Genomic DNA, 24,355 nt, shown 5'->3' on the forward strand with positions numbered 1-24,355 from the left:
TCACATCAAATAGCGAAATGAGCCAAAATGTATTTTAAAATGGGGCAAATACGGGAACAGTGCACTTAGAACATTTATGTTTAAAATCGAGCAGGAAAGGTGATGTTATGGCATCTTCACGAGATAGTTATTTTGATAATGCGAAATTTCTTCTGATTTTTCTAGTTGTTTTTGGTCATTTGTTACGATCATTCATTCATGATAATGATTGGATGCTTTATTTATACAAGTTTATTTATACTTTTCATATGCCTGCCTTTATTTTGGTTTCCGGCTTCTTTGCAAAAGGGTTTAGAAAGCCAGGTTTTATGAAAAAAGTTGCTATTAAGCTGATCATCCCATATTTCATTTTTCAGGTGATCTATTCCGTTTACTATTATCTCTTGCAGGATCAAAGCATGGCCAATTTAAATCCAATTGATCCGCAATGGTCTTTATGGTTTTTAATTAGTTTATTCTTTTGGAATTTGCTGCTCATTCCTTTTTCTAAACTGCCATTTCACTGGGCGATGATCGTCAGTTTGTCGATTGCGTTACTTGTCGGTTACGTGGACAGTATTAGCAATACACTGAGCTTATCGCGTACGTTTGTCTTTTTGCCAATGTTTTTAGCAGGCTTCTATTTAAAAAAGCAGCATTTTGAATTCATCCGTACAAGTAAAGGAAAGCTGTCAGCACTTCTTGTATTAATGGCTGTATTCTTGTTTTGCTATTTCTATGAATTTGATTATTCCTTCTTATTTGGATCACAGTCATATGCTTCTCTAGGTGATGAGGGAGTGATTGCGGCAATGAAACGAATGGCATGGTATCTGCTTGCATTCGGCGCTACATTCAGCTTCTTTGCTTTAGTGCCAACACGCCGTTTCTTCTTTACAAAATGGGGCACAAGAACGTTATATGTGTATTTATTACATGGCTTTGTAATTAAGCTGCTTAGAACGACTTGGTTTGATGACTGGGCCTTGAATGCAGCAAGTGTGGTCATGTTATTGCTGCTGACCATTCTGTTAACCTTTACCCTGTCTAGCACCTTTGTTAAAACCGTTGCACAGCCAGTGATTGAGCTCAAAATGACCAATCTCATGCGTACAATCACCGGCAGGCAGGGCAGTTATAGCAAATAAAAAACGATCCCGCGCGGATCGTTTTTTCTATTTTTCATTCATGTGTCCATTGTGACATTCAGCATCTTTCTTAGGCTTTACAAGCGTATCAATCCATTTGCTGCTGTTGATATCTCCAAGCTCACTACCAAATTCCTCTTCTAAGATATCTGGGTCCATTGGCTTTTTATGGTCTTTCATGTCCTTGCTTTTTACATGCTTCTTAGTCACGAGATCCTCCCCCTTGTTTCCCTTTATGAGAATTTCGGTTTGCTTGACGATCTCTTGAATGTTCATCAAATTGGGTTTGTCCTTGATCATGTGCCATGCTTTCTGTCGGTGTCATATTATTTGTCAGTGCTTCATTTTTCGCTGCTTTTCTTTTCATCTGAAATCAGTCCTTTTTTGACATATTTAGTTCTTCTCTTAATTGGTCTAGAAGTTCCTTCATTTGTTTGACCGTCACCGGCTTTTCCTCTGGCTTTAACTCATAGCCGATTTGTCCATTGGCTTCTAGGGTGGCTTTTTTGAGACTGCTGATGTCTGTAATGCCTTGCTGCTTTAAGCGCATTTTGAATTCATCCCTTGTGAGCCGCGTTTTCTTAAGTTTGTGATCAAGCATTTCTCCATCCTGCAAAATGACCACAGATTTCCCTGAAACCAATTTTTCAAAGAAATCAGATTGGATAGACAATTTTTCCATGATGACGAGTGCAATGATAAATGTAGCGGCGGCATAAATCGTTTCAAGTAAATTGTGCTCAATAAAGGGTTGGATAATAATCGATCCGATTGAAATCATGATCACTGTTTGTTGAACAGTTAATTGACTAATGGATTTAGGCCCTGCTATTCTCAGCAGCAAGGTACCAACTAGCAGCATGACAATTGCTTTCCATATTACATCCAGCACGTCTCGTTCACCTCTTACCTATAGATTGCGAACATCCCATGTGATTTAGCCAGTTAGATAATGGAAATAAAAAAACAGCATTCGCTCGGAATGCTGTTTAGCCGATGATGACGCGCTCTTTCGGATAATGATAATTCGCTTCGCTTTCTCTTCGGCCAATTAAATATAAGAAGCTTGGAATGCCGATCCGTCCAATAAACATGACGACCATAATGATACATTTACCGAACACCGTAAGGTCCGAGGTGATTCCTAGCGATAGCCCTGTTGTTCCGAATGCAGAGCAAACTTCAAATAAATTTTCTAGAAGTGTATTATGCTCGGATAAGGATAACAGGAACGTAGCGCCAAACACCAAAATAAAGGCCATCATCGTCACCATCAAGGATTTGTTAATATCCGCTTGATGAAGCTCTCTTTTGAAAATTTTAATGGACTTATTTCCCCTAGCAAAATGAAACAGTGCGAGTAAATTCAGGGCAAACGTAGTTGTTCGAATTCCGCCTCCCACAGAGCTTGGGGAAGCCCCGATAAACATAAGCATACATAGAAATAAAAGGGTCGGTTCTGTCAAATGGGTAATATCTAATGTTGTCAAACCCCCACTTCTTGTTGCGGTCGATTGGAAAAAAGAATAAAACAAGATTTCGTGCCAGCTTTTCCCTAGGAAGCTGAACCCGGCTTCAAGTGCATATATGCCAATCGCTCCAACAACGACAAGACCGCCAAACGTAATCGTTGTGATTTTTGTAAACAATGAGAACGATGCGTGCTTTCGGTCCTGATTAAATAAATAATCCTTTACTTCGACGAGCACAGGAAAGCCAATCGCACCAAAGATGATCAGCAGCATCGTAATAAATTGGACAAAATAATCATCTTTGTAAGGGATGAGCGAGTTCCCTGTAATATCGAAGCCCCCATTGGTGGTCGCACTAATACTTGAGAAGAAGCCATGCAAGAATGCTCCTTGAACATCGTAATATTTGAGAAAATACATGCTTAAAATCAGACCGCCTAAAAACTCAATGAGCAAAATTAAATATAAGACCTGCTTCATTAATTTCACAATACCTGATAAATTGCTCTGGTTTTGATCTGCCATGATGAGCTTTCTTTCTTTAATCCCAATCCTTTTTCGCATGACAATCCACACAAAGGTACCGAGCGTCATAATGCCGATACCTCCGATTTGCAGGACAAACGCAAGGATCCACATACCTGCCACACTAAATGTTTGCGAGGTATCAACGACAGTGAGTCCTGTGACACTTACCGCACTCACCGCCGTAAATAGAGCATCAATAAATGTCCATTTCACTCCCTCTTGATGAGCTACTGGGAGGCTGAGAAGAATAAGTGATACGGTTACAGCAAGAAAATAATAGAGGGCAATCAGCTGAAATGCTGACAGCCGGTCAATTAGCTTTTTGATAGGATTCATTGTCATTCCTTCTTTTATCTATCTTTTCGAATACTTTATCATTTTAATGAAAAGAGACATGATTTTAAAGATATTTTATGCTTTATTTTCTTTTTCATCAAAAAGAAAAAGACATCCTGTTGCAGAATGTCTTTTCGTCTTTCTTATTTTGCTTCTAGTCTTCTGATTCTTTCGTTTAAATCAGGGTGTGTTGAGAAAAGAGAAGCTTTTCGTTTACCACTGATTTTAAGCGTAGCAACTGCTGTTTGATCATCATCTTTGATTCTTGACGTATACGCCTCAAGTGAGCGAAGTGCATGAACCATTTTATCTTTACCGGCAAGGTCAGCTCCGCCTCGGTCTGCATGGAATTCACGGTGTCTAGAATATGCAAACACGACAAGGCTTCCTAGGACAGAGAAAATGATTTGGAAAACAATCACTGCAATAAAATGAACAATCGGAACAAGCTCTTCACGCGAAACAAAGCGGCTTGCGATCCATGCCGCAATTCTTGAGAGGAAGACAACGAACGTGTTGACGATCCCTTGAAGCAGCGTCATTGTCACCATATCACCGTTCGCAACGTGAGCAACTTCATGAGCGATTACACCTTCAACTGCTGCATCATCCATTTCATGAAGCAATCCAGTTGAAACGGCAACAAGTGATCTTCTCTTAGAAGGACCTGTCGCAAAAGCATTTACTTCAGATGATTGATAAATACCAACCTCAGGCATTTTAGAAAGGCCTGCTGCTCTTGATAATCTGTGCACGCGGTCAACAAGCTGCTGCTCATCATATGTTAATGAATCCTTTTCAGGGTTTAACACACGCACACCCATCATCATTTTTGCCATCCAGCGAGACATCGCAAGTGACATGAACGAGCCAACAAAACCAACAACTGCACTGAATACTAGCAGTGCCACCAAATTAATTCCACCGTCTGCTCCTATATAAGAACCAACACCAGTTGCTGCACTAATAACCGACAGTACAATACCAATCGTAGTGATAACAAGAATGTTCGTTAATATAAACAGAAATATTCTTTTACCCATACATAACCTCCGCTGTCATATTAAGTTCATTTGAACTTATTAATAAAATTATAAAAATAAACGTCTCAAATTGCAAGGAAAAAGGAATCATCCCTTCTGTTTATCATAACGGCTTAAGCCCCGTCACTTCAATATTTACGACTTTGCCACAGCTGAAAAGTGAACAAATTGTGACGCCGCGTTCTGTATTTTAGTTTATTTTGCATTTTCATCAAAAAGAGATTATGATGTTGAATTAGATCAATAATCACGTTTTTGACGTACAAATGAGGTGGAACATGGTGACTTTTAAATTAACGAGAATTGACATGACGAGACTTCTATATTCTCTAAAAGGAGAGGGAGATCTGACTCCGCTTCAGCTTTTGAATCTATCTGTAAAGGGCGATAAGGATCATGAATATGATGAGTTAAAGATCCCTTCGTTTTTTGAGAAGCTCGAACGGCGGAAGCAAAAATCAGAGCACGGTCTTTCTACAAATGAAATTGTTGAGCTTGGCAACTTGTGTGAGCTAACGTCTCTTAAATCGACGGCGATTCAAAATTGGATCAAGCGTGATATTAAAGATATGATTGGTCATCCAGAGCTTGGCAAGAAGTACTCCATTGATCAGGTCGTTATTTTATTAATTGTCAGGGATTTAAAATCAGTTTTTGACTTTGATGCCATTCGCATGATCTTATCTGCCTTATTTAACACGATCACAGATCGAACAGATGATATTATTAGTCCAATCCGTTTTTATGAAGCATATGCGCACGTCCTAGATTTTATTTATCACCATACACATTTTCCGTTAAAGGAAACAAATTTACGAGAAATGACTGAGGAGCAGACCGACATGCTCCATGAAGAGTTTACAGAATTAACGAAGAATCAATGGAATTTGATTAAAGGCATTATCAGTTCTACCGTCTTCTCTGTGTTCACTTCCCACTTGCAAAGTACAGCGCAAGAAATGATGTTTAATACGCTACAGGCAGCTAAATAAGGATAAAAGAAAACCGAGGTGATGAGGTCACCTCGGTTTTTTTGTGCAGCAATTGCCAGCATAATTGTACGCCGTTTTCTTCAAAATAAGAAGGCGCAACAAACATGAGGTGAAAGGAGGAATATGGACATGGCAAATCGAAATCAGCTTCTTGTTCCTGGAGTAGAACAAGCATTAGATCAATTTAAATACGAGATCGCTCAAGAATTTGGCGTGACTCTCGGTTCAGATACAGTCGCACGTGCAAATGGTTCTGTTGGCGGTGAAATTACAAAACGACTCGTTCAACAGGCTCAATCACAAATGGGCAATCAATCTAAATAAAAAACATGGTGAAATACGCCGGAGCTATTCTGGCGTTTTTTTATTGTTCATATGTGTGCTCAAACCGGTTTTCACGATACGGGGACGGTGCACCTTTTCCTTGCTTCTTCATATGGTCTTTTTTTCGTTCAGCGGACGGCTGTTTCTGATCCCTGTCGTTTTTTTTTGCGTGCTTTTCAGCACCACCACGTGATGTGCCGTTTGGATTCCTTTTATCATCAGGTTCCGTTGAGTGATTTTTTTTTTGTTCTTTATCGATAGAACGTTCCTTTTCTTCCTTTATTTGATTGTCTTTGCTTTTATCATCAGGTTTTGTTTGGTGTGGCTTTTGAATAGATCCTTGCTCTTCCCTCTCTTGATCCTTCTGCTCTTTGTCTTCAGCTTCAGGAGCCTCTTGATCTGGCTTCATCTCTTCGCTATCGTCTGTCTTGACGTCTTCTTGTTTGTCTTTGTCTGCTTGATCTTCATCATCTTTTTTAGGCTCTTCTTCTTTGACAGCATCACTCTCTGCTGCGTCTTCATCCTTTTGAATGTCTTCTTGTTCTTTGTCTTGCATTTCTTGATTTCTGATATATGTGCCTGTTGAAATGCCTGCCTTTTGAGCTTTTTCTCTTGTTTCCAGGTCACTTTCTACAGTTTCTAGCTTGTAATCGCGCTTTTGATATTCACCAGAGATGGTGTTAATTTTACTTTTGACGTTGGTTTTATATGTATGGTCCTGCTTGTTTTCATAAACCGTAGAAATATAAATGCTCTTAGAGTGGTTCACATAACCTTTTTTATCACAGTCATCTATGATTTCCTGCACAACTTTGGTCATGTCGTTTTTTTCTAAATCCTTCATACTGGCCAGTACTTGTTTCGCATCTTTATTCAGTGGTGTGACACCGATCACTTGATAATTGTGATCAAGCTTCAGTTCAAAGCTTGGATTAATGTCAATCGTCATATATGCATATGCTTTTTGACTTGAGAAAGATGGCATCATAGTAAAAATCACGACAATAATCGCTGCGATTGATAGGATTCCTGCATTTAATGGACGTAAACGAAGCAAGTCAAAAAAACCGGCTTTTTTTCTTTCGAGACGTGATTCATTCGGAAATGTCACTTCTTGACCGATTTCATAATCTTGCTGTTCATATTTTGTCCGCAGAAATTGTCCATCAGGGGTCAGCAGCGTGACATATTTTTTGTTTTTCTCTACTATAATGCCTCTTCTCATGAATTAAGCACCCCTTTAAGGTAATCTTTCAAATACACATAATCACCCGTCATAATGATCGCCATCGCAATGATATATTTTCTATTTCTCTCAATCGTTTTGCGGCTGACTTCCACTAGCTTTTCAAGCTGTTTGACTGGCAATTGTTTTTTCTGAAATAAAATGGTTCTGAGCTCATCGTGTTCAACGAGTGTGTGAGCTACTTTAATGGCATTTTGCCTTGCATCTGCATGCTTTGGTGAATGTTCAAGCAGCTCTTGAAACGTGAGACCGTATACTTTCAATCGTTCTTTAAAATGTTCAATTTCTTCTCTTCTGTGTTCTTGTTCAATTAAACGTCTATATTCGTTTGTAGACAGCTCTGCTTCAATCATGCTTTGAGAGTACTCGCCATTTTCACTTTCTTGCAGGTCCATTTGAACCGTTGGCGCATTTCTCGCTTCTTTTCGAATATAGTCGATCACTTTTCTTTTAATAATTAATTCTGCGAAAGCAAGGAGTGAGTTTCCTTTTTCAGCAGAGTATTTTTCTATCGCTTCATTAAAGGCAATTAAGCCTATGCTGAATTCATCATCTTTTTCATCTATATATCGTTTACAAACGGATGAAACCGTCTTAGCGACAAATGGTTTGTATTGCTCTATTAATGCATTTTGCAGCTCGATATCACCTTGTTGAATACTGATAGCCGACTGCTCTAATGTTTGCTTTTTCTTTCCTTTTTTAAACAAAAGGCTAAGCAATGGTTTCACCTCAGTTCTCCCTATATTACTCATTTATGATAGCTAATTTATGAGGGAAGCGCAAAGGAAGAAATGAGGAATTCATTTCCTGTTACCCAATTATGACATGTATATCATCATCTACTTTACAATGTTTCGTCTAAAAGCAAAGAAATAAGGGGGTATCTCCCCCTTATTTGTAATATACGTGTTATGAAAATGAAATGATATTTCTTTCAAAAAACCTACTCTTCTAGGCGTACCTCTTGTTTTTCCTTGTTTTGTTGCCCGCCTTTTCTTGATGGACTTGATAAAAACCAGCCAAATGCTGCAATTGCGAGAAGCACTGTCCAGAAAATCACTTTCCATAATGTTGAATGAATAAAATGAGAGGACACGATACCAATGGCTGGATGTGACAGTGTGTAAAGCGTGAGCTTCACACCAACCCACCCGACAATGACAAAGGCTGCTGTTTCTAGGCTCGGTCTTGTTTTGAGCAGTTTCACAAAGACAGTCGCTGCAAATCTCATGATGATCAGACCGATGATACCACCTAAAAGAATGACAATAAATTGACCGCCATCAAGTCCACCGATTTGCGGAAGACTTGTTTTCGGCAAAGTTACGGCTAATGCGACCGCCGCTAAGATGGAATCGACAGCAAAAGCGATATCAGCAAGCTCGACTTTTACGACTGTTGCCCAGAAGCCGCTTTGCTTCATGTTTGTGTCTGATTCCTTTTTCTTAAATACGTGCGATTTTAAAATATGGTGAATGGAAATATAAAGAAGATAAATTGCACCAATGGCTTGAACTTGCCACACATCCACTAAAAACGAAATAAGAAACAGGGAACCAAATCGCATGACAAACGCACCCGCAAGTCCGTAAAACAATGCTTTTTTCCTTTGCTTTTCTGGAAGGTGTTTCACCATCACAGCCATGACCAGCGCATTATCAGCGGCTAAAATTCCTTCTAATCCAATCAGTACGAGAAGAACCCACCCGTACTCTAAAATAATTGCTGCATCCATCATCATTCCTCCTTGTTTTATCTATTGTCCCACAACAGACAAAGGCTTATGAATGCAAAAAAGACCTTTGCCTGTAATGGCAAAGGTCTTGCTAGACATGTGATATGTAGAATCATGCCAACAAAGCCGATGGAACTTAAGTCCATGTAATGACGACTTTGTTTCCGGTAAAAACCGGACGCTACTCCCCTTTGGTGGGATTTAAGAATATTTAGATTACTTATAGTTTAATCAATAGACACTGTATTGTCAACAGGGGACTTTCACCTAGGGTCCAGTGATTAGGCAGTTGGTGTTTCTGCTTTTCTTTTTCTACGTTTCAGCCATATATACATCGCGAAAAGCAACACAATCCCGATCCCAATCGGCAGAAGATATGGATCTAACATTGCGCCAACCTCTTTCCAGTTCTCCCCGAGTACAAATCCAAGATACACATATACAAATGTAATAGGCGTAATCGCTAAAAACGTGTACAGGCAAAAGACCCACACATTCATCTTGGCAATACCGCACGGGATGGAAATAAGCGTTCTGACTCCTGGAATAAACCGGCCGCTAAATGCGACGAATCCACCATGCTTTTCAAAGAAGGCATCCGATTTATCAAGCGACTCCGGTTTAACAAAAAAGTACTTCCCATATTTATTTAAAAAAGGTCTACCGCCATAACGTCCTAACCAGTACAAGGTCAAAGGGCCAGCCACGCCGCCAATAGAGCCGGCTGCCACAACACCAATGAAGGCCATGTCCCCTTCTGAGACCCAGTAACCCGCAAGAGGCAGAACCACTTCAGCAGGAACAAATTCAATACATAATGCAAGGAAGATGCCAAAGTACGACAAGTTCTTAAAGGCATCAGCTAAAGAAATAATAAAATCTTCGATGTTTATCAATCCCTTTCACACATAATCGTTTAACTGATTCTATCTCTTTTAGAATCGCACATATATTAAACGAAAAAAACCGAAGAAACGATTCACTTTTCGTCGTTTTTTTACATTAAATTTGATTTTACTATAAAAGACAGGTGAAAAAAAAGTTGATTGTGGTATTTAAGTGAAGGAAAAGTGAACACAGAAGCCATTCGATCCGATATATTAGGTATACGTCTGTTTTAAGATACTGGAGGTTTTCTTACATGACCCATTTAACAGGAAGTTACAATGGATGGCTTGTCTTTCTGTCAATCGCAGTCGCCACTGTCGCCTCCTACTCAGCTCTTCATTTAGCCAGCCGAGTGGCACAGTCAAGCGGTGCAAAGAAAAAGGTATGGCTGATCGTTGGTGCCTTGATCATGGGAATGGGGATATGGTCGATGCATTTTATCAGCATGATGGCATTTCACGTGCGTGCTGGCATCACCTATGAAACACACTTGCTCATTTTATCGATTTTGGCATCTTTTGTCGGGTCCTTGATCGCATTCACAATATGCATTCAAGAGCAACTCTCCACAAGGCGGCTGCTCATTAGTTCAATCACCATGGGCTCAGCTATTTGCAGCATGCATTATCTTGGAATGGAATCAATGGCCAATGTCTCAATCAGCTATGATCCAGTCCTCTTTTTTCTTTCGTTTTTCATTGCTGTGATAGCGTCTTTCTTTTCGCTTCATCTCTTTTTTCGGCTCCATCGATCCGGGAAAAAGCAGGAGGATCATCTGTTAAAAATAGCTGGTGCACTCGTGATGGGCGGGGCTGTTTCTGGGATGCATTATACCGGTATGGCTGCTTCTACTATGTTTTTTCATTCAGACGGACAGCCCTATAGGGGTGGTTCTCTTGAACTATCACCATTCAGTCTGTCGATTTTCATCGGCTTAATGACACTGATTGTCCAAACACTGATGATTTTTGGTGCCTATATAGATCACCGAATCATGAAGCAGGCAGATAAGCTAAAGGAAAATGAACAGCGGTTCCAATCGCTCATCAAACATAATATCGATGGCATTATCGTGTTATCTGTCAATCGAAAGGTGCTTTCTGCGAACGACTCAGGTAAACAAATTCTAAAAATGTGCAATTCTTGGATTGGTGATGATGTCAGCCAATACGTCATGCCGACTGACATGTGGGAAGAATTTATTTACGAGTCAAAAAAAGCCATCACACGTGAAGCAGAACTAAAAGCAGCAGATCGCTTTTATTATTATCATGTCACTTACATACCTGTTCATGTCAACAATACGCTTGACAGTATTTATCTTGTCTTAAAAGATTTAACGCAGCAGCGGATTGCAGAAAAAGAAATTCATGTCATGGCACATTATGATGCGTTAACCGAGCTTCCTAATCGGCGCCACGCCATCAACCATCTAAGTGATGTTCTCTCCGCTCAAAAAGAGACAGGAACATCGACGGCTGTTCTGTTTCTTGATTTGAATCGTTTTAAAATTATCAATGATGCACTTGGTCATAACATAGGGGACTTACTTCTTAAAGCAGCTGCAAACAGACTGACGCAATGTTTACCAGACAACGGCTTTATAGCCAGACTAGGCGGGGATGAATTTTTAATGATCTTCCCTGACATGGGGCATGACACACAGAAAATTGAACAGCTTTCTCAAAATATCATTCGGCAATTTGAGCGTCCTTTTTTCATCCAGAATCATCAGCTCATTACTTCTATCAGCATTGGAATCGCTATCTCACCTCAAAATGGCAAAGATGGGATGGAGTTAATGAGGAAAGCCGATATGGCGATGTATTTATCCAAAAAACATAAGCAAAGCCGTTATGAGTTTTTCACCGAATCAATGGAAAGATCAAGTGAAGATAGGTTGAACCGAGAGCTTGAGTTACGGGATGCCATTCAAAGAGAACAGTTTGTGCTTCATTACCAGCCGCAAGTGAGTGCGAAAACAAGACAGATGACTGGCGTAGAAGCTCTTCTAAGAATGAAAGCACCAGATGGTTCGTTAAAATCACCCGAGGCTTTTATTGAGCTGGCAGAGGAATCAGGACTGATCATTGATATTGGCAGATGGGTGATTGATACCGCATGCAAGCAGGCTAAAACGTGGTATGACAACGGGCTGAAAATTCCCGTGGCTGTCAATTTATCTGCAAAACAATTCAATTCTGAAGACTTAATTGATTTGATTAAGCTGACACTGAAAAAATACGATATGACACCGTCACTGCTCGAGCTTGAAGTCACAGAAAGTATGACAATGGACAATATCAAGCAATCAAAGCAGGTACTGACCTCACTGAAACATCTGGGCGTTCGCATTAGTATTGATGACTTTGGTACAGGGCATAGCTCCTTAAGCTATTTAAAGGATTTGCCCATTCATCGCCTAAAAATCGACAAATCCTTCATCGAAGATATTTTAAATGATTCAAAATCTGAACAGATTACAGGTGCCATTATCGCGATGGGACATCAACTATCTCTCGAGGTCATAGCAGAAGGTGTTGAAACCTTTGCGCAGGCGCAGCTTTTATCTGCGCAAGGATGTGACGACTTGCAAGGCTTTTATTATGCAAAGCCCCTTCCAGCAAACGATATCGAAAAATTCATTGCCTATCCAGCGCATCAGTTGGACACATAAAAAAGGTGCCAATCATGGCACCTTTTCGTTCTATCTAAATAATAAATGTTGACTGTGAATACCTGCTTTTTTCAATAGACTAATCAATTGTTCTTGTTCTTCTCGCGAGAGGCCTGAGAAGGCACGCGCAATCCGGAGAGAATGAATCGGGTAAATTTTATCAAGATAACTGCGCCCTTTATCTGTTAAATGGGCATAAACCGACCGTTTATCCTTTGGGTCCTGCTCTCTTTCAATGAAACCATTTCGTTCTAATTTGTCAATTACGTACGTCACATTCCCGCTGACAAGCAGGAGTCTTGAGCCAATTTGCTGAAGTTTTTGAGCACCTCTTGTATACAGCAATTCAAGAACCGCAAATTCAGTTGGATTAAATCCATGCTCTTTGCTGTCTCTAATGCTGTGTTCTGAAACGCTTTTAAATGCTCTTGCAAATACCTTGTAAAGTGTCATTGAACGTTCTACTTCTTCTTCATTAAACGATAGTCTCATCACATATCTACCTCTTATAATATTTTTTTAACTTCAAGGCTTTCTTGCGGTGCAGTTGGAGCCTTTCGTAAAAAATAGAAGTACGTTTTTGAAAACCCTTTCAACCACATAAGTGACTCCATTCGTGTTATGTATAAGATTTCGATATAAACTTTTAAAATCCTTCTTATTTTTCACAACCATCTCGAAAAAAAGGTTTTTTAGCAAACCATCAAGATCCGACACAGTTTAACATAATCTGTAAAGACTCTATGTTTCTTTACACTGTATTCGTCAAATTTCTACAAAATTCAATATTACTATAACATTAAACAAAAAAAGAACCCTTTATGTGACATGCGCACATTTCAAGGGATTTTCACAAATCACGCTTTGTTTTGTTGAAAAAGAAGTGATACTCTTTTTTTAAGTCACTAATTGTCATTTTCTTGGCCGCACTAGGACTGTACACTCCTAATGAACAGAGCTGCTTCGTATAATAATGTCTTTCCTTTGCTAAAGCTTCTGTTAAGATACGCCGCACCGATTATCCCCTCCTATCAATTGATCTGGAGCAGGTGCTTATGAAGACCTTTTATACAAATCATTTTGTACAGCTCTTAGAAGAGCATGCGCATTCTGACCTGCAGCCTGCATGAATCGCTCCAGTAATTCATCCCTCTTCATATCTAATGCGATGATTTCTTTTGCCATACAGATGATCCGTGTTTGCTCCATCATGTGCTCCTCCTCCTATTTCAACTCATCATCATTATATGCAAGCGTAGCAATCACTTCACATATGTTGTCAACTTTCCTTCCATCGTTTTTTCATTTTTATGTTTTTATGTTATATTTTCTAACAAACAATAGGTTTTTTTCGTTGTCATTCTGTATAATATGAAGAAAAGACTTGCAGGGGTGAGTATATGACGCAGGAAGATGTATCTTATAAAGATAAAAAAGTCATTTCAATCGGGATTGTCAGTGAATTAACAGGGCTATCCGTCAGGCAAATCCGATATTATGAGGAACGCAGACTCATCTACCCCCAGCGCTCAACAAGAGGCACGCGTAAATATTCTTTTTCTGATGTAGAACGATTAATGGACATCGCCAACAAACGAGAAGACGGTGTGCAAACAGCGGAGATTTTGAAAGACATGAAGAAAAAGGAACAAGCATTAAAAAGCGGACAATATAAGAAAAAAATGCTGGAAGGTCAAATTAACGCACACTTCCGGTACAAAAATCGATAAACAAATAAAGTTTAGCTGACTCTTTTAGGCTTTGTTCGTACTGTTTTTTGGTCATGGCTTAATGAAAAAGAGACAGCTTTTTTTGCTGTCTCCGTTATCAAACCAAAGCCTTTGGCAATGCCAAATCATACTCAGTGAAATAAGCTATATAGGCAAGGACATCCGTTTAAATTTACTTTTTTCAGGCGGCGTTCCACAACATTTCATTCTAAGAAACAACACTATATCAAATAGCGTTTTAGGTATATTGTTAAGTGCAGGCGATCTAGCGTTTATCCATTCGTTCAGGAATCGAAACAGTTCGTTCATTGATCACATTCCCCGTGTTCAGCGTCGTTTTTGGTTCAATTAAGAGCAAATGAACTTCTTCTTCAGCAATTGGCTGATGTTCAATTCCTTTTGGAATCACAAGAAACTCCCCTTCATTAAGCGCTATTTCTCTATCCCTAAAACGGATGACTAGATTTCCTTTCCATACAAAGAACATTTCATCCTCGTCATCATGGTGATGCCAAATGAATTCACCCTTAATTTTTACCATTTTCATGTATGAGTCGTTCAACTCTCCACTTATTCTAGGATTCCAATAATCATTTATTTGCGAAAATTTCTCTTGGATATTAACCTTTGAAATCAATAGATTCCCTCCTCATTTACTTGGAAACGTCTTTTTTATCTTTCTTAAGCTAGAACTCCCTACCTTGCAAATTCTCCTCCTCATGATAAACATCAAGGGACACAATGAGCATCAACCTCTTATATTATTAAGTTTACTTATTCTGTTGGATCACGTAAAATCAAAAAATAATGTATAGTTCATCACAATTTGTGATACAAAAAGGAGCATTGTTTTGGATATTACATCTTTGGAGATATTTAAAGCAGTAGCTATTGAACAAAGCGTTACAAAAGCTGCTGAGAAATTAAATTATGTACAGTCCAATGTCACTGCACGAATCCAGCGTCTTGAACAAGAATTAGGTGTTCCTCTTTTCTATCGATATCACAAAAAGATATCCTTAACGCCTGCAGGGCGAGAACTGTTGCCATATGCAAACAAATTACTCTACGATTTTGAAGAAGCGATAGAGGCCGTAAAGCTTTCCTCTACTCCGCGAGGTACTTTGCACATTGGATCTATAGAGTCTACCGCTTCGACAAGATTGCCCAGCATTTTCGCAGCATATCACAAGACATTTTCACAAGTAGAATTAAGCATGTATATGGCACCTACTGTAGATCAGGTTCATGCTATTCTCAACTACAAGGTAGACGGTGCATTGGTTGATGGGCCCATTCTTCATCCCGACATTATTGAATATCCGGTATTGGAAGAATCACTTGTTCTCATTACAAGCTACTCCCAGGAGGAATTCCAGGTAGAATCAATTTTACATGAACCATTGCTTTCGTCATTTGCGCATTGCATCTATTTGGGGCGTTGGCAACGATGGTTAGAGAGCAATGGCTTTGCTCCGATGAAGGTAATGGAATATGGCACTTTAGAGGGCGTGCTTAAATGCGTTGAAAACGGGCTAGGGGTTACCGTATTACCAAAATCTATGGTTGAATCTCGGGTGCAAGGCAGATTTACCTGTCATCCTTTACCGGAACCACACAGAATCGTGCCAACTGTGTTTATAAGGCGCCGCGATTCGTACATGACCAGTGCCCTCTCACGGTTTATGGAATTATTGGGCATAACTCATATGTGATCGGGTCATTTGTGGTAAAAAAGAGGATAGATAGAGCGACATTCTTTCAGCTCTTCTATCCTTTTTACATAAAATTATTTTAGCTTTCATTGAGAAGAAGTGTCAGTTCCTTCAACGAGTCCTACAAAGTCAATCCGTACACCGCCTTTTTCAGGATCTTCTATGACCCGCATGGCCAGTGCCTTTTTCTCCCCTGTTTTTTCATCTTCGTAATTCGCATGAAAGACGTGAATGCTGGCTTCTTCCAATTGAAAATCATCATAAGAAAGCGTCTCTATGCCCCATTCTTTTTTCAGTTTTAGAATGTCATTTGGGCTTGGGACAGCACCTTCAACATAGATGTTTTCTATTTTTTGTTTATTTCCTTCGGTAATCGCTTCAATCATATGCTCTGCAGCCACTAGTCTTCTGTCTTTCCCCTCGTCTTCCCTTGAACATGCACCTAGCAATACAATGCACATTAAAATGAATAAAAACTTCTTCATTTTTCTCTCCCACCTTCTCCTTAAAATGTAAAGGATGGAAGCGCTATATGCAATCTTTATTCAAAAAAGACTGTAAAACGTCACGTTTTACAGTCTTCTTGCTACATCAGTGTATGAAGGAATGCAGTTGCAATTCCAAAATAGATCAATAAGGATAAAATATCATTCAATGTTGTGATTAGCGGCCCAGATGCAATGGCTGGGTCCACGTTTAATCTGTGTAAAATAATCGGTACAACCGTACCTGCCATTGTCCCAATAATCAGTGTTGCAAGCAGTGAGGAACCGACAACAAAACCTAAAATCATATTGCCCTGCCACACCATTGCGACGACTGTAATAATAATGGAACAGACAATCCCAATGTAAATACTCGTTCTCAGCTCTCTAAAAATAAGGCGCATGATGGTTTTTTTCGTTAATTCTTCTTTTGAAAGCCCTCTAATGACGACGGCAAGAGACTGTGTCCCTGTATTCCCTGTCATCCCGGCAATCATCGGCATGAAGAACGCTAAAGCAACGACTTGCTGAAGGGTACCTTCAAAATAATTTAAAATACTGCCTGAAATCAGCCCAATGAACAAAAGCAAAATGAGCCACGGAAGACGGCGGTATGCCGCCACAAATGCCGGCGTGTCGAACGTGATATCTTTACCAGAGGCAGCAAACTTTTCATAGTCTTCGCCCGCCTCTTGAATCACAACATCAATGATATCATCGACTGTAACAATTCCGACTAGAACATTGTTCTCTTCCACAACAGGAATCGCAAGGAAATCATATCGTTCAATCAGCTTTGCGATTTCCTCCTGATCTTGAAAGGCTCCAACGGCAATGACTCTTGTAAACATGAGATCCTGTACCTTTTCATCCGGTTCACCTAAAATGAGATCCCGGTATGAGAGAACGCCTACAAGCTGTTTTTGATCATTAATCACATATAAATAGTTGATTGATTCCGCAATTTCAGCAAAGCTTTTCAGCTTCACAACGGCATCCTGCACTGTAAAATGCTGAGGAATCCAAACATAACGGTTCGTCATGATCCGTCCCGCTGTCTCAGCAGGATAATTCATAAGAAGCTGGACGGCCTTGGATTCCTCTGCTTCCATGTTAGATAAAAGCTGATCCTTTAGCTCATCCTCCATCTCATCAAACAAGTTGGCTAGATCATCGTTATCCATTTTGTTTGTGACGAAGGTCGCTTTGTCTTTACCTACTTTTTCAAGAACAATTTCTTGATATTCCCGCTCCAGCTCACCCATCATTTCTGTCACGTCATCGACTGGTAAAAAGCTAAGGAAGCGGCCGCGGTGTTTCTCTGGAAGTTCTTTAAATAAGTAGGCCATATCATATGGCTGAAGTTCTTCCATGATGTTTTTAAATTCTTTTCGTTTTCCATCTCTCAATAAAATAATGATGCGTAAAATGAGTTCATCATACGTAATATTTTGTATCATCGCTGTTACCTCCCCAAAGTCAGGAGATACCCGAATCCCTTAGAATGTGCGGGGGTCAGGATCTCCTCTATCTGATGTCTCAATCTGATCTTTTGACATATCCTCTATGTGTCTCGAATCGGGATGATCCATCCCCACACCTCCTTTTCTCATAAAAAAGCACCTTCAACCGAATGAAGGCGCTTTGTAAGCATGACAAATAAACACTTGCTCCTTCAATCGTAGAGCTTTAGCACTGTATGGCATAGGAAAAATCCAGCTGCATTAAAAATCACCTTATGTCGATGATTTCTGTTGACCCATTGGCGTCTTTGGACATTTTTGGGCAGCAGCGTATCTCCATACAGGAGCCTCACCTAACGAAGTCTCATATTGTTGACACACTGAGATTACAGAAAAAGCGCAGTGATGTCAATAAGCAAGATGCCAATTCCCCTTATGTATTCGCTTACTTTTGAAAAAAAGAGCGATAGACAAAGTAGACTATCGCCCTTTCATGTCTTTTATTCCTCTTCTGGCTGATTCATATCCTCTTGGGAGAGGAGATGAAAGGAATCATGCAAAAACAAAGCATATCCTTCTCCATCAGGATGCGGAACATATTCCGCATGGTCCATTGTCTGCTCTTCTTCTTTTTTCTTCATATTCTCTCGCCTCCTTTCCCGTAGTTTGTCCCAATGAAAAAACCTTACACATGAAAGTGTAAGGAGTGATTAGTACAAAACAGCTGAACTCATAAAGGTGCGGCGAATGTCACCATTGGCAATGCGCTGATAACCGTCGCTTTAGCTAAAAATGAATGATTGTTTACAGAAAAAAGCTCTCTCTGATTAGGGTACAGCCATTGATTGATAACACAATGTATAATACTAAGTATAAAAATTGAATATTGGGGGATATGATGATGGGCGAATCTACACTGAACATGCACTTTTCAAATGATTTATTAAAAAAAGTAAGAGAACAATTTTTATATATTGATGAGGATCCTATCCTAAAAAAGGAACGACTTTTTTTTGACAATGCAGGTGGCTCTCTTCGTTTAAAACAGGCAAATCATATATTTTCAATCATTGATGGCATCCCAGATTGTTCTGAAAGAAATCATAAAGCTGCAAAACACTTGATTGATATCCAAAAAAAGGGGATTGTTGATCTTCAAACCATTTTTAACGTGAAACAAGGAAGCTTCGCCACATATCTGACAGCATCACAGGCTATCTTTCAAACTACGGGTATCATTGCAGAACATATTCAAGGAACAAATATTGTCACAACATCCTTAGAACATCCAGCAGCCTACGACGCAGCTAGTTTTTATGCAAATAAATTAAACAAAGAGCTGAGAGTGGCCAAGTCTAATCCTTTAACAGGTGGAGTGAACGTAGAAGACATCTTGGCATTAATCGATCAAGATACTGTTCTTCTAAGCGTCATCTATGCTTCGAATATCTCTGGTGCTATTTTAGACATTGAACAAATTGTACAAGAGGCAAGAAAAAAGAAACCAAACTTATTTATCATGGTTGATGCCGTTCAACATGCACCTCATGGTTTAATTGATATTGAAAAAACACCTGTGGATGTGATAAATTTTGCCACATATAAATTTTTTGGTGTTAGAGGCTGCGGGATTGCTTATTTATCAGAAAGAGCTGCTCTTCTCCCTCACCATAAGTTAAAAGGAAAGAAAAAAACTGAATGGGGTCTAGGAACTCCAGCACCTGCTCATTATGCGGCTATTAGCGCAATTGTTGATTATGTGTGCTGGCTTGGAGGTCATTTTACAACAGTGAATGCCAGACGACAGTTATTCGCAGCAGGTATGGAAGCTATCGGAAAACAAGAAAGGTCTTTATTAAAAATAATGCTAGACGGGACACCCAACGTAAAAGGGCTAAGAGAAATCAAAGGAGTTACCGTTCATCTTGATGACCATGATTTATCAAAAAGAGATTTCATCGTAGCCATATCGATAGAAGGAACAAACCATGAGGATGCAGTAAGACAATATGAACAGCACGGTGTGATCGTATATGAAAGGTTGAATACAAGCATTTATTCTAAAAGGATGCTGGATTCCTTTGGAATGAAAGGGGCTATTAGAATATCACCTCTCCATTGTCATACTATTCAAGAGATTGAGACGTTTTTAAGAACAACTGAAATGATAAGCAATCAACATAAAAAGCATTAACATGCTTGGTGGACAGATACATGGAAGTACGCTATTTAGTTTAAAGGATGATATTCATTTGTACTTAAATATCATCTTCTAAGCAAAAATAACGGTCTGAACCATCGGTTCAGACCGCATACAAATTTATCTTAGGATTGCTGCCGTATTAATCATCCCATTCTTGCTTCAGGATTTTGCCTGTTTTAGCGGAAATCTCAAAATCAACTTCCTCGCCGTTTGGTGTGGTGATTTCGACTTCATACAAGTACACACCATTTTCTTTATCTAAATCAGAATCTGTGACTGTTCCTTTTACTTTTGCAAGGGCAATTTGTTCAGCCTGCTTTTTAGTGATTTTCACATTCTTTTTCTTTTCTTTGACTGGATCATTCAGCGCTTTCCCTGTTTTGGCATCGACATATACTTTATATTCAAAGCCGCCTTTTTTAATCTCGACCTCATACACCCATTTTCCTTTTTTACGCTCAAGATCCACATCGTCCACATAGCCTTTCACAACTTTTAATGCTGCTTTTTCAGCTTGTTTCTTTGAGACAAACGATGATTTCTTTTGCACCACCTGCTCGGCGTTTGCTGTTTGATTTGTATTTTGCGCTTGAAGTGTGAAACCACCTGCGACAAGAGTTCCTGTTAATGCTGTAGCTACTAGTACTTTTTTCATCATGTTCATGTCCTCCTCTATTTGATTTCTCCTTTATCTTAAAGAAACAAGATGATAAAGGAAGGAAAGAAACATGAGAAAATCATGAGAAAAGGATTAGTTTTCGTACGTAATACCTTCAATGTCTCCTGTATATGCGTTCACAAGCACCTCTGCCTCTCGCCCATCAGGCAAATCCAGCTCCACCTCAAAGACGAGCATACCGCTAAATGTTTCAAGATCAGCATCATCCACTGTCCCTCCGACTTCTTTTACTGCAATTCGGATGGCTTCTTCGACCGTGATTTTTGTCATTTTCTTTTCTTTAGAGGTTGGGTTTTTCTTTTCTGCTTCAAGCACCTTAAACGTTTGCTTGTCGACATCGACTTGATATAATTCTTTTTTTGATTGGATCGTAAAAATAAAACGATCGGACTTTTCTTTCTTTTGAATGACCGTACCGCTTACTTTTTTAACAGCCGCTTCTTCTGCCAGAAGCTCAGCATTTTTTTCATTTGGCTTTTGATAGCTTTTTAACTGCTTGATTTCTTTCATTTGACCGCTTGCAGAAGATGCAATGATTTGATAGATCCCATTTGAATTTTCCAGGGTCAAGGTATAGTCCTGTTTATGATTGATTAAATCAATATTTGTAATGTTTCCATTGTAGTCTTTTGCGATGATTTTTTTGATTTCTGCTTCACTTAATATTTTTTGATCAATGGTTTGAATCATGAGCATTGCAAAGGCTGCAAGAACGACGAGACATCCTGCGAGCGCAAGCACCATTTTCGTTTTTCTAGACATGCAGCGCCTCCTTCCTATTTCCTATTTTATAAGGAGGAAATGAGAAATTGATGAGAAAAGACCTATTTTATTTCTGAAAAAGAATGGTCATGGTTGTCCCTTCGCCGATACGACTGTCCACCTTCAGTTCGGCCCCGTGCTCTTCCGCAATTTGCTTCGCAATTGAAAGACCAAGTCCGGTTCCGCCCGTCTCACTGTTTCTCGCTTCATCCACACGGAAAAAGCGGTCAAAGATTTTCGGCAGATCCTCTTCTTTTATGCCAATCCCATGGTCAACGACTGAAATAAACGGCTTCTCTCCCGCCCATCCGCAGGTCACATCAACGGGCTCTGTACTATATTTAACTGCATTATCAATCAAGATGGTCAAAAGCTGTTTGATTTTCTCTTCATCCCCCTCAGCGACGAGCGGCTGATCTGTTTGCACATCAGGATCAATGGTTCGATTCGTTGCGACTTCAAGTGTATGACATACCTGCTTGCATAAATGACCAAGATCAACTGGCTTCATGTCCAAGTAAAGCGGCTGACCATTTTTCGCAAGTGTTAATAATTGATCTGTCAGCCTTTTCATTTTTTTCGCTTCATCATGAATCGCTTGAGAGGATTCTTCTATAACCTCTGGACGTGTCTGTCCCCAGCGCTTTAGTAAATTGCTGTAGCTCATAATGACGGTAATCGGTGTCTTCAATTCATGAGAGGCATCATGCAAGAATTGCTGCTCTTTCTCATAATGCTTCTCGAGGATTTCTGACATTTCATTAAAGGTTTGTCCCATTTGATACAATTCATCCTTTGAATCGCCTGCTAGTTTGATTCGCTTAAACGCCTTCTCCTTCATACTTGCCTTCATGGTGCTCGTCATTCTACTAATAGGGCGTACGATTTGTTTTGTTAAAATGTGGCCAGCAAAATAGGAAAGCACTATAATTAAAACGCCAGCAGCGATTAAAATCATTCTTAATAACGCCAAATTCTCTTCCGTATTTTCGATTTCTTCATATACTTGAAGCGACACGATCTCGCCATTTGTCCAAATAACCGGAATCGCAGCGAACGCAACCATATGCTTGTTGTATTCTTTGATTTCTGCTGTCTGACCAGTTTCATATGTAAAAGGCAGTGAGCTAAACGTTGATTCCTTTGTGACAGTCAGCTTTGACTCACCCTTTTCTGTCACGACACGGATCATGCCATTTTGAGGTAGGTACGCCTTCAGCAGCTCCGAGGATGGAAGACCCTCTTCTTCTGATTTTTTTAAAGCAATGGCAATATTTTCAGCAACCTCAGACAGCCGGGACATATCTTTTTGCGTCAAGGTCATCGAAAAAATAAAATAAATGGCTGTATGAAACAGCAGCACCATTAAAAACAAGGACAACGATGTATAAAGCTGAATTTTATTTTTTAATCTCATTCTTTATCCTTTCATCACATAACCCACACCTCTCACTGTGTGAATCAGCTGTTTTTCGAATGGGTAATCGACTTTTTTCCTTAAATAACGAATATAGACATCCACTACGTTTGTGTCACCGAAGTAATCAAAGCCCCAAACGGCTGTTAAAAGCTGATCTCTTGTAAGCACTTGCTGCTGATGCTTCAGCAAGTGGACAAGCAGGTCATATTCTCTCGGTGTGAGCTCAAGCATTTGCCCGGCCCTTTGTATGTCTCTTGTTTTCTCGTTGACGGTCAAATCTGCTATGCTAAGCTCTGTTTCCTTTTCTTCTTGCGCCTTTATATTCAACCTTAGCTGCGCACGAATTCGCGCTAGTAATTCTTCTATGTCAAAAGGCTTTGTAATATAATCATTCGCCCCAAGATCGAGGCCGCTTACTTTATCAGGCACACTCCCTCTTGCTGTTATCAAAATAATAGGTGTCGCTGTATTTGTCTTTCGAACCCTTCTCAGCACTTCAAGACCGCTTAATTCTGGAAGCATGACGTCAAGCAGCACCAAATCGAAGCTTTCCTCTTCAAGAGCCTGGAGTCCATCCATTCCTGTCTCTTTGACTGTCACCTCATATCCTTCATACTCAAGCTCTAGTGACAGCACCCTTGCAATTTTCTTTTCATCTTCGACTACGAGTATCTTCCCTTTGTTCATCTCTATCTCTCCTATCTAAAAGGCAAGCTTGTCTTTCCATTATTATATGTTGCCTTTCCCATTTGGAACAGTCACAAACTTCACGTCTTTTTTTACTTAAAAAAGGAACATATATTTAATAAAGCTGTATTCATTTTCATCAATTTTTAAACATAGTCATTCAATCTCACGAAATACAGAGAAATCAAATTGAATAGATGCTCAACAAAAAAAGCCTCTTTCTTGAGGCTTTTTATTTATTTCGTTTTAGGATTATTGTCAAAAAGCTCGTCTACTGTGGTATCCAGAACAGTTGCAATGTCAAAGGCTAATTGTAAAGTAGGGTCATATTTATCATTTTCAATGGCATTTATGGTTTGTCTTGAGACCTTACAACGTTTAGCCAGTTCTTCTTGGGATAATTTAAAAGATTTTCTGAGTTCTCTAATATGATTTTGCATTTAATCACCATATTTTTTTCTGTAAATGATTAATGAAAACAAATATATGATTGAGATCAGAGTCAAAAACATGATAGGGGAAACTCCAAAACCTTTATAAGAATTTTTTTCTTGAATCATATAAAATATGGCCTGTGCGACTTCTAATACCAGTATACCGATTACCACCATAAAAGCATAGGATTGAGCTTTCGAGTAGATAAATTTCTTTCTCTCATCACCTTTTTGAATCATTGGTGCAATAAAGATGAACAGTCCGATCAGTAATAATATAACTGAATACACAATTTTTACAACATCCATTTATTCGTCCCCTCTCCATCAAAATGTAAAAAACTCTTTACATTTAAAATCATAGCATCATTCCGATAAATGTCAAATACTTTTTACATTTTATTTT

The 24,355-nt window shown here is 39.4% G+C and carries 29 protein-coding genes and 2 riboswitches; of the genes, 7 read left to right on the forward strand and 22 right to left on the reverse strand.

Features of this window, described 5'->3' with window-relative positions:
• The first annotated feature begins 107 nt into the window (after positions 1–107).
• On the forward strand, positions 108–1,127 hold the full coding sequence (locus MHH40_RS03990) for an acyltransferase family protein (RefSeq protein ID WP_003212122.1): 1,020 nt from the start codon (positions 108–110) through the stop codon (positions 1,125–1,127).
• Between the two features lie 27 nt (positions 1,128–1,154).
• Here MHH40_RS03990 and MHH40_RS03995 read toward each other — a convergent pair whose 3' ends face one another.
• The 5 genes from MHH40_RS03995 to htpX form a co-directional block, all read right to left on the reverse strand.
• On the reverse strand, positions 1,155–1,337 hold the full coding sequence (locus tag MHH40_RS03995) for a hypothetical protein (protein WP_003211111.1): 183 nt from the start codon (positions 1,335–1,337) through the stop codon (positions 1,155–1,157).
• Complete coding sequence (locus MHH40_RS04000; protein ID WP_199852772.1) at positions 1,330–1,494, reverse strand: hypothetical protein; 165 nt, start codon at positions 1,492–1,494, stop codon at positions 1,330–1,332. Before MHH40_RS04000 ends, MHH40_RS03995 begins: the two co-directional genes overlap by 8 nt.
• Before the next feature lie 6 nt (positions 1,495–1,500).
• Positions 1,501–2,019: a DUF421 domain-containing protein gene (locus MHH40_RS04005; protein WP_003211987.1), complete on the reverse strand. Its 519-nt coding sequence runs from the start codon at positions 2,017–2,019 to the stop codon at positions 1,501–1,503.
• Positions 2,020–2,116: 97 nt separating this feature from the next.
• Complete coding sequence (locus tag MHH40_RS04010; RefSeq protein WP_080984786.1) at positions 2,117–3,463, reverse strand: TrkH family potassium uptake protein; 1,347 nt, start codon at positions 3,461–3,463, stop codon at positions 2,117–2,119.
• Between the two features lie 143 nt (positions 3,464–3,606).
• Positions 3,607–4,506, reverse strand: a complete 900-nt coding sequence (htpX, locus tag MHH40_RS04015; protein ID WP_003212518.1) for a protease HtpX — start codon at positions 4,504–4,506, stop codon at positions 3,607–3,609.
• A 278-nt stretch (positions 4,507–4,784) separates the two neighbouring features.
• On the opposite strand from htpX, the gene MHH40_RS04020 reads away from it, so the two are divergent.
• Positions 4,785–5,498 carry a DUF1836 domain-containing protein gene (locus MHH40_RS04020; RefSeq protein WP_003211160.1) on the forward strand — a complete coding sequence of 238 codons (714 nt, stop codon included), beginning with the start codon at positions 4,785–4,787 and terminating at the stop codon, positions 5,496–5,498.
• Between the two features lie 129 nt (positions 5,499–5,627).
• Positions 5,628–5,822: an alpha/beta-type small acid-soluble spore protein gene (locus tag MHH40_RS04025; RefSeq protein ID WP_003211343.1), complete on the forward strand. Its 195-nt coding sequence runs from the start codon at positions 5,628–5,630 to the stop codon at positions 5,820–5,822.
• A 40-nt stretch (positions 5,823–5,862) separates the two neighbouring features.
• Here the strand turns inward: MHH40_RS04025 and MHH40_RS04030 are convergent, their stop codons facing one another.
• The 4 genes from MHH40_RS04030 to MHH40_RS04045 form a co-directional block, all read right to left on the reverse strand.
• Positions 5,863–7,047: an anti-sigma factor domain-containing protein gene (locus tag MHH40_RS04030; protein WP_050945178.1), complete on the reverse strand. Its 1,185-nt coding sequence runs from the start codon at positions 7,045–7,047 to the stop codon at positions 5,863–5,865.
• Positions 7,044–7,799: an RNA polymerase sigma factor SigI gene (sigI, locus tag MHH40_RS04035; RefSeq protein ID WP_034662939.1), complete on the reverse strand. Its 756-nt coding sequence runs from the start codon at positions 7,797–7,799 to the stop codon at positions 7,044–7,046. The genes MHH40_RS04030 and sigI overlap by 4 nt, the downstream gene beginning before the upstream one ends.
• A gap of 215 nt (positions 7,800–8,014) precedes the next feature.
• Entirely contained in the window at positions 8,015–8,806 is a 792-nt protein-coding gene (locus tag MHH40_RS04040; RefSeq protein ID WP_050945179.1) for a TerC family protein, read from the reverse strand.
• Positions 8,807–8,836: 30 nt separating this feature from the next.
• Positions 8,837–9,008, reverse strand: a riboswitch (yybP-ykoY riboswitch).
• 79 nt (positions 9,009–9,087) lie between these two features.
• The gene (locus tag MHH40_RS04045; RefSeq protein ID WP_050945180.1) at positions 9,088–9,702 is read right to left on the reverse strand and encodes a DedA family protein; all 615 of its coding nucleotides are present in this window, start codon (positions 9,700–9,702) and stop codon (positions 9,088–9,090) included.
• Positions 9,703–9,947: 245 nt separating this feature from the next.
• Here MHH40_RS04045 and MHH40_RS04050 point away from each other — a divergent pair, with 245 nt between their 5' ends.
• A complete protein-coding gene (locus tag MHH40_RS04050) occupies positions 9,948–12,371 on the forward strand; it encodes a bifunctional diguanylate cyclase/phosphodiesterase (protein WP_050945181.1) in 2,424 nt (807 codons plus the stop codon).
• A gap of 30 nt (positions 12,372–12,401) precedes the next feature.
• On the opposite strand, the gene MHH40_RS04055 is transcribed toward MHH40_RS04050, so the two are convergent.
• From MHH40_RS04055 to MHH40_RS04065, 3 genes are all read right to left on the reverse strand, one after another.
• Positions 12,402–12,866, reverse strand: coding sequence for a MarR family winged helix-turn-helix transcriptional regulator (locus tag MHH40_RS04055; protein ID WP_088004396.1), 465 nt, complete (start codon positions 12,864–12,866; stop codon positions 12,402–12,404).
• A gap of 355 nt (positions 12,867–13,221) precedes the next feature.
• Entirely contained in the window at positions 13,222–13,386 is a 165-nt protein-coding gene (locus MHH40_RS04060) for a hypothetical protein (protein WP_050945182.1), read from the reverse strand.
• 38 nt (positions 13,387–13,424) lie between these two features.
• Positions 13,425–13,583 (reverse strand): hypothetical protein, encoded by a 159-nt coding sequence (locus MHH40_RS04065; RefSeq protein ID WP_003212375.1) that lies wholly within the window; start codon positions 13,581–13,583, stop codon positions 13,425–13,427.
• 188 nt (positions 13,584–13,771) lie between these two features.
• On the opposite strand from MHH40_RS04065, the gene MHH40_RS04070 reads away from it, so the two are divergent.
• Positions 13,772–14,101 carry a MerR family transcriptional regulator gene (locus MHH40_RS04070; RefSeq protein ID WP_012009715.1) on the forward strand — a complete coding sequence of 110 codons (330 nt, stop codon included), beginning with the start codon at positions 13,772–13,774 and terminating at the stop codon, positions 14,099–14,101.
• Positions 14,102–14,366: 265 nt separating this feature from the next.
• Here MHH40_RS04070 and MHH40_RS04075 read toward each other — a convergent pair whose 3' ends face one another.
• A complete protein-coding gene (locus tag MHH40_RS04075) occupies positions 14,367–14,738 on the reverse strand; it encodes a cupin domain-containing protein (RefSeq protein WP_003211130.1) in 372 nt (123 codons plus the stop codon).
• A gap of 214 nt (positions 14,739–14,952) precedes the next feature.
• On the opposite strand from MHH40_RS04075, the gene MHH40_RS04080 reads away from it, so the two are divergent.
• The gene (locus MHH40_RS04080) at positions 14,953–15,816 is read left to right on the forward strand and encodes a LysR family transcriptional regulator (protein WP_050945183.1); all 864 of its coding nucleotides are present in this window, start codon (positions 14,953–14,955) and stop codon (positions 15,814–15,816) included.
• 86 nt (positions 15,817–15,902) lie between these two features.
• On the opposite strand, the gene MHH40_RS04085 is transcribed toward MHH40_RS04080, so the two are convergent.
• The 3 genes from MHH40_RS04085 to MHH40_RS04095 form a co-directional block, all read right to left on the reverse strand.
• Positions 15,903–16,301, reverse strand: a complete 399-nt coding sequence (locus MHH40_RS04085) for a hypothetical protein (RefSeq protein WP_003211828.1) — start codon at positions 16,299–16,301, stop codon at positions 15,903–15,905.
• A 101-nt stretch (positions 16,302–16,402) separates the two neighbouring features.
• The gene (mgtE, locus tag MHH40_RS04090; protein ID WP_003212108.1) at positions 16,403–17,761 is read right to left on the reverse strand and encodes a magnesium transporter; all 1,359 of its coding nucleotides are present in this window, start codon (positions 17,759–17,761) and stop codon (positions 16,403–16,405) included.
• Between the two features lie 207 nt (positions 17,762–17,968).
• Positions 17,969–18,132: riboswitch (M-box (ykoK) riboswitch) on the reverse strand.
• A 132-nt stretch (positions 18,133–18,264) separates the two neighbouring features.
• Positions 18,265–18,405, reverse strand: a complete 141-nt coding sequence (locus MHH40_RS04095; protein ID WP_003212346.1) for a hypothetical protein — start codon at positions 18,403–18,405, stop codon at positions 18,265–18,267.
• 260 nt (positions 18,406–18,665) lie between these two features.
• Between MHH40_RS04095 and MHH40_RS04100 the strand changes: the two genes are divergently transcribed.
• On the forward strand, positions 18,666–19,958 hold the full coding sequence (locus tag MHH40_RS04100; protein ID WP_050945184.1) for an aminotransferase class V-fold PLP-dependent enzyme: 1,293 nt from the start codon (positions 18,666–18,668) through the stop codon (positions 19,956–19,958).
• 148 nt (positions 19,959–20,106) lie between these two features.
• Here the strand turns inward: MHH40_RS04100 and MHH40_RS04105 are convergent, their stop codons facing one another.
• The 6 genes from MHH40_RS04105 to MHH40_RS04130 form a co-directional block, all read right to left on the reverse strand.
• A complete protein-coding gene (locus tag MHH40_RS04105) occupies positions 20,107–20,625 on the reverse strand; it encodes a PepSY domain-containing protein (RefSeq protein ID WP_050945185.1) in 519 nt (172 codons plus the stop codon).
• Between the two features lie 93 nt (positions 20,626–20,718).
• Positions 20,719–21,408 (reverse strand): PepSY domain-containing protein, encoded by a 690-nt coding sequence (locus MHH40_RS04110; RefSeq protein WP_003211196.1) that lies wholly within the window; start codon positions 21,406–21,408, stop codon positions 20,719–20,721.
• 67 nt (positions 21,409–21,475) lie between these two features.
• Positions 21,476–22,825: a HAMP domain-containing sensor histidine kinase gene (locus MHH40_RS04115; protein WP_050945186.1), complete on the reverse strand. Its 1,350-nt coding sequence runs from the start codon at positions 22,823–22,825 to the stop codon at positions 21,476–21,478.
• A 3-nt stretch (positions 22,826–22,828) separates the two neighbouring features.
• Complete coding sequence (locus MHH40_RS04120; protein ID WP_034662974.1) at positions 22,829–23,515, reverse strand: response regulator transcription factor; 687 nt, start codon at positions 23,513–23,515, stop codon at positions 22,829–22,831.
• 236 nt (positions 23,516–23,751) lie between these two features.
• Positions 23,752–23,955, reverse strand: coding sequence for a helix-turn-helix transcriptional regulator (locus tag MHH40_RS04125; RefSeq protein WP_050945187.1), 204 nt, complete (start codon positions 23,953–23,955; stop codon positions 23,752–23,754).
• Positions 23,956–24,258, reverse strand: a complete 303-nt coding sequence (locus MHH40_RS04130; RefSeq protein WP_050945188.1) for a hypothetical protein — start codon at positions 24,256–24,258, stop codon at positions 23,956–23,958. It lies immediately after the preceding gene.
• Positions 24,259–24,355: the final 97 nt, after the last annotated feature.

Source organism: Bacillus sp. FSL K6-2431 (assembly GCF_038005165.1).
Classification (GTDB): domain Bacteria; phylum Bacillota; class Bacilli; order Bacillales; family Bacillaceae; genus Bacillus; species Bacillus pumilus.

Excerpts from the sequence above, each read along its gene's own strand:
- MHH40_RS03990 (WP_003212122.1), top strand. The coding sequence starts at position 108 with ATGGCATCTTCACGAGATAGTTATTTTGATAATGCGAAATTTCTTCTG.
- MHH40_RS04000 (WP_199852772.1), bottom strand. The coding sequence starts at position 1,494 with ATGAAAAGAAAAGCAGCGAAAAATGAAGCACTGACAAATAATATGACA.
- MHH40_RS04010 (WP_080984786.1), bottom strand. The coding sequence starts at position 3,463 with ATGAATCCTATCAAAAAGCTAATTGACCGGCTGTCAGCATTTCAGCTG.
- htpX (WP_003212518.1), bottom strand. The coding sequence starts at position 4,506 with ATGGGTAAAAGAATATTTCTGTTTATATTAACGAACATTCTTGTTATC.
- MHH40_RS04020 (WP_003211160.1), top strand. The coding sequence starts at position 4,785 with ATGGTGACTTTTAAATTAACGAGAATTGACATGACGAGACTTCTATAT.
- MHH40_RS04025 (WP_003211343.1), top strand. The coding sequence starts at position 5,628 with ATGGCAAATCGAAATCAGCTTCTTGTTCCTGGAGTAGAACAAGCATTA.
- MHH40_RS04030 (WP_050945178.1), bottom strand. The coding sequence starts at position 7,047 with ATGAGAAGAGGCATTATAGTAGAGAAAAACAAAAAATATGTCACGCTG.
- MHH40_RS04040 (WP_050945179.1), bottom strand. The coding sequence starts at position 8,806 with ATGGATGCAGCAATTATTTTAGAGTACGGGTGGGTTCTTCTCGTACTG.
- MHH40_RS04050 (WP_050945181.1), top strand. The coding sequence starts at position 9,948 with ATGACCCATTTAACAGGAAGTTACAATGGATGGCTTGTCTTTCTGTCA.
- MHH40_RS04065 (WP_003212375.1), bottom strand. The coding sequence starts at position 13,583 with ATGATGGAGCAAACACGGATCATCTGTATGGCAAAAGAAATCATCGCA.
- MHH40_RS04070 (WP_012009715.1), top strand. The coding sequence starts at position 13,772 with ATGACGCAGGAAGATGTATCTTATAAAGATAAAAAAGTCATTTCAATC.
- MHH40_RS04085 (WP_003211828.1), bottom strand. The coding sequence starts at position 16,301 with ATGAAGAAGTTTTTATTCATTTTAATGTGCATTGTATTGCTAGGTGCA.
- mgtE (WP_003212108.1), bottom strand. The coding sequence starts at position 17,761 with ATGATACAAAATATTACGTATGATGAACTCATTTTACGCATCATTATT.
- MHH40_RS04095 (WP_003212346.1), bottom strand. The coding sequence starts at position 18,405 with ATGAAGAAAAAAGAAGAAGAGCAGACAATGGACCATGCGGAATATGTT.
- MHH40_RS04100 (WP_050945184.1), top strand. The coding sequence starts at position 18,666 with ATGGGCGAATCTACACTGAACATGCACTTTTCAAATGATTTATTAAAA.
- MHH40_RS04105 (WP_050945185.1), bottom strand. The coding sequence starts at position 20,625 with ATGATGAAAAAAGTACTAGTAGCTACAGCATTAACAGGAACTCTTGTC.
- MHH40_RS04110 (WP_003211196.1), bottom strand. The coding sequence starts at position 21,408 with ATGTCTAGAAAAACGAAAATGGTGCTTGCGCTCGCAGGATGTCTCGTC.
- MHH40_RS04115 (WP_050945186.1), bottom strand. The coding sequence starts at position 22,825 with ATGAGATTAAAAAATAAAATTCAGCTTTATACATCGTTGTCCTTGTTT.
- MHH40_RS04120 (WP_034662974.1), bottom strand. The coding sequence starts at position 23,515 with ATGAACAAAGGGAAGATACTCGTAGTCGAAGATGAAAAGAAAATTGCA.
- MHH40_RS04125 (WP_050945187.1), bottom strand. The coding sequence starts at position 23,955 with ATGCAAAATCATATTAGAGAACTCAGAAAATCTTTTAAATTATCCCAA.
- MHH40_RS04130 (WP_050945188.1), bottom strand. The coding sequence starts at position 24,258 with ATGGATGTTGTAAAAATTGTGTATTCAGTTATATTATTACTGATCGGA.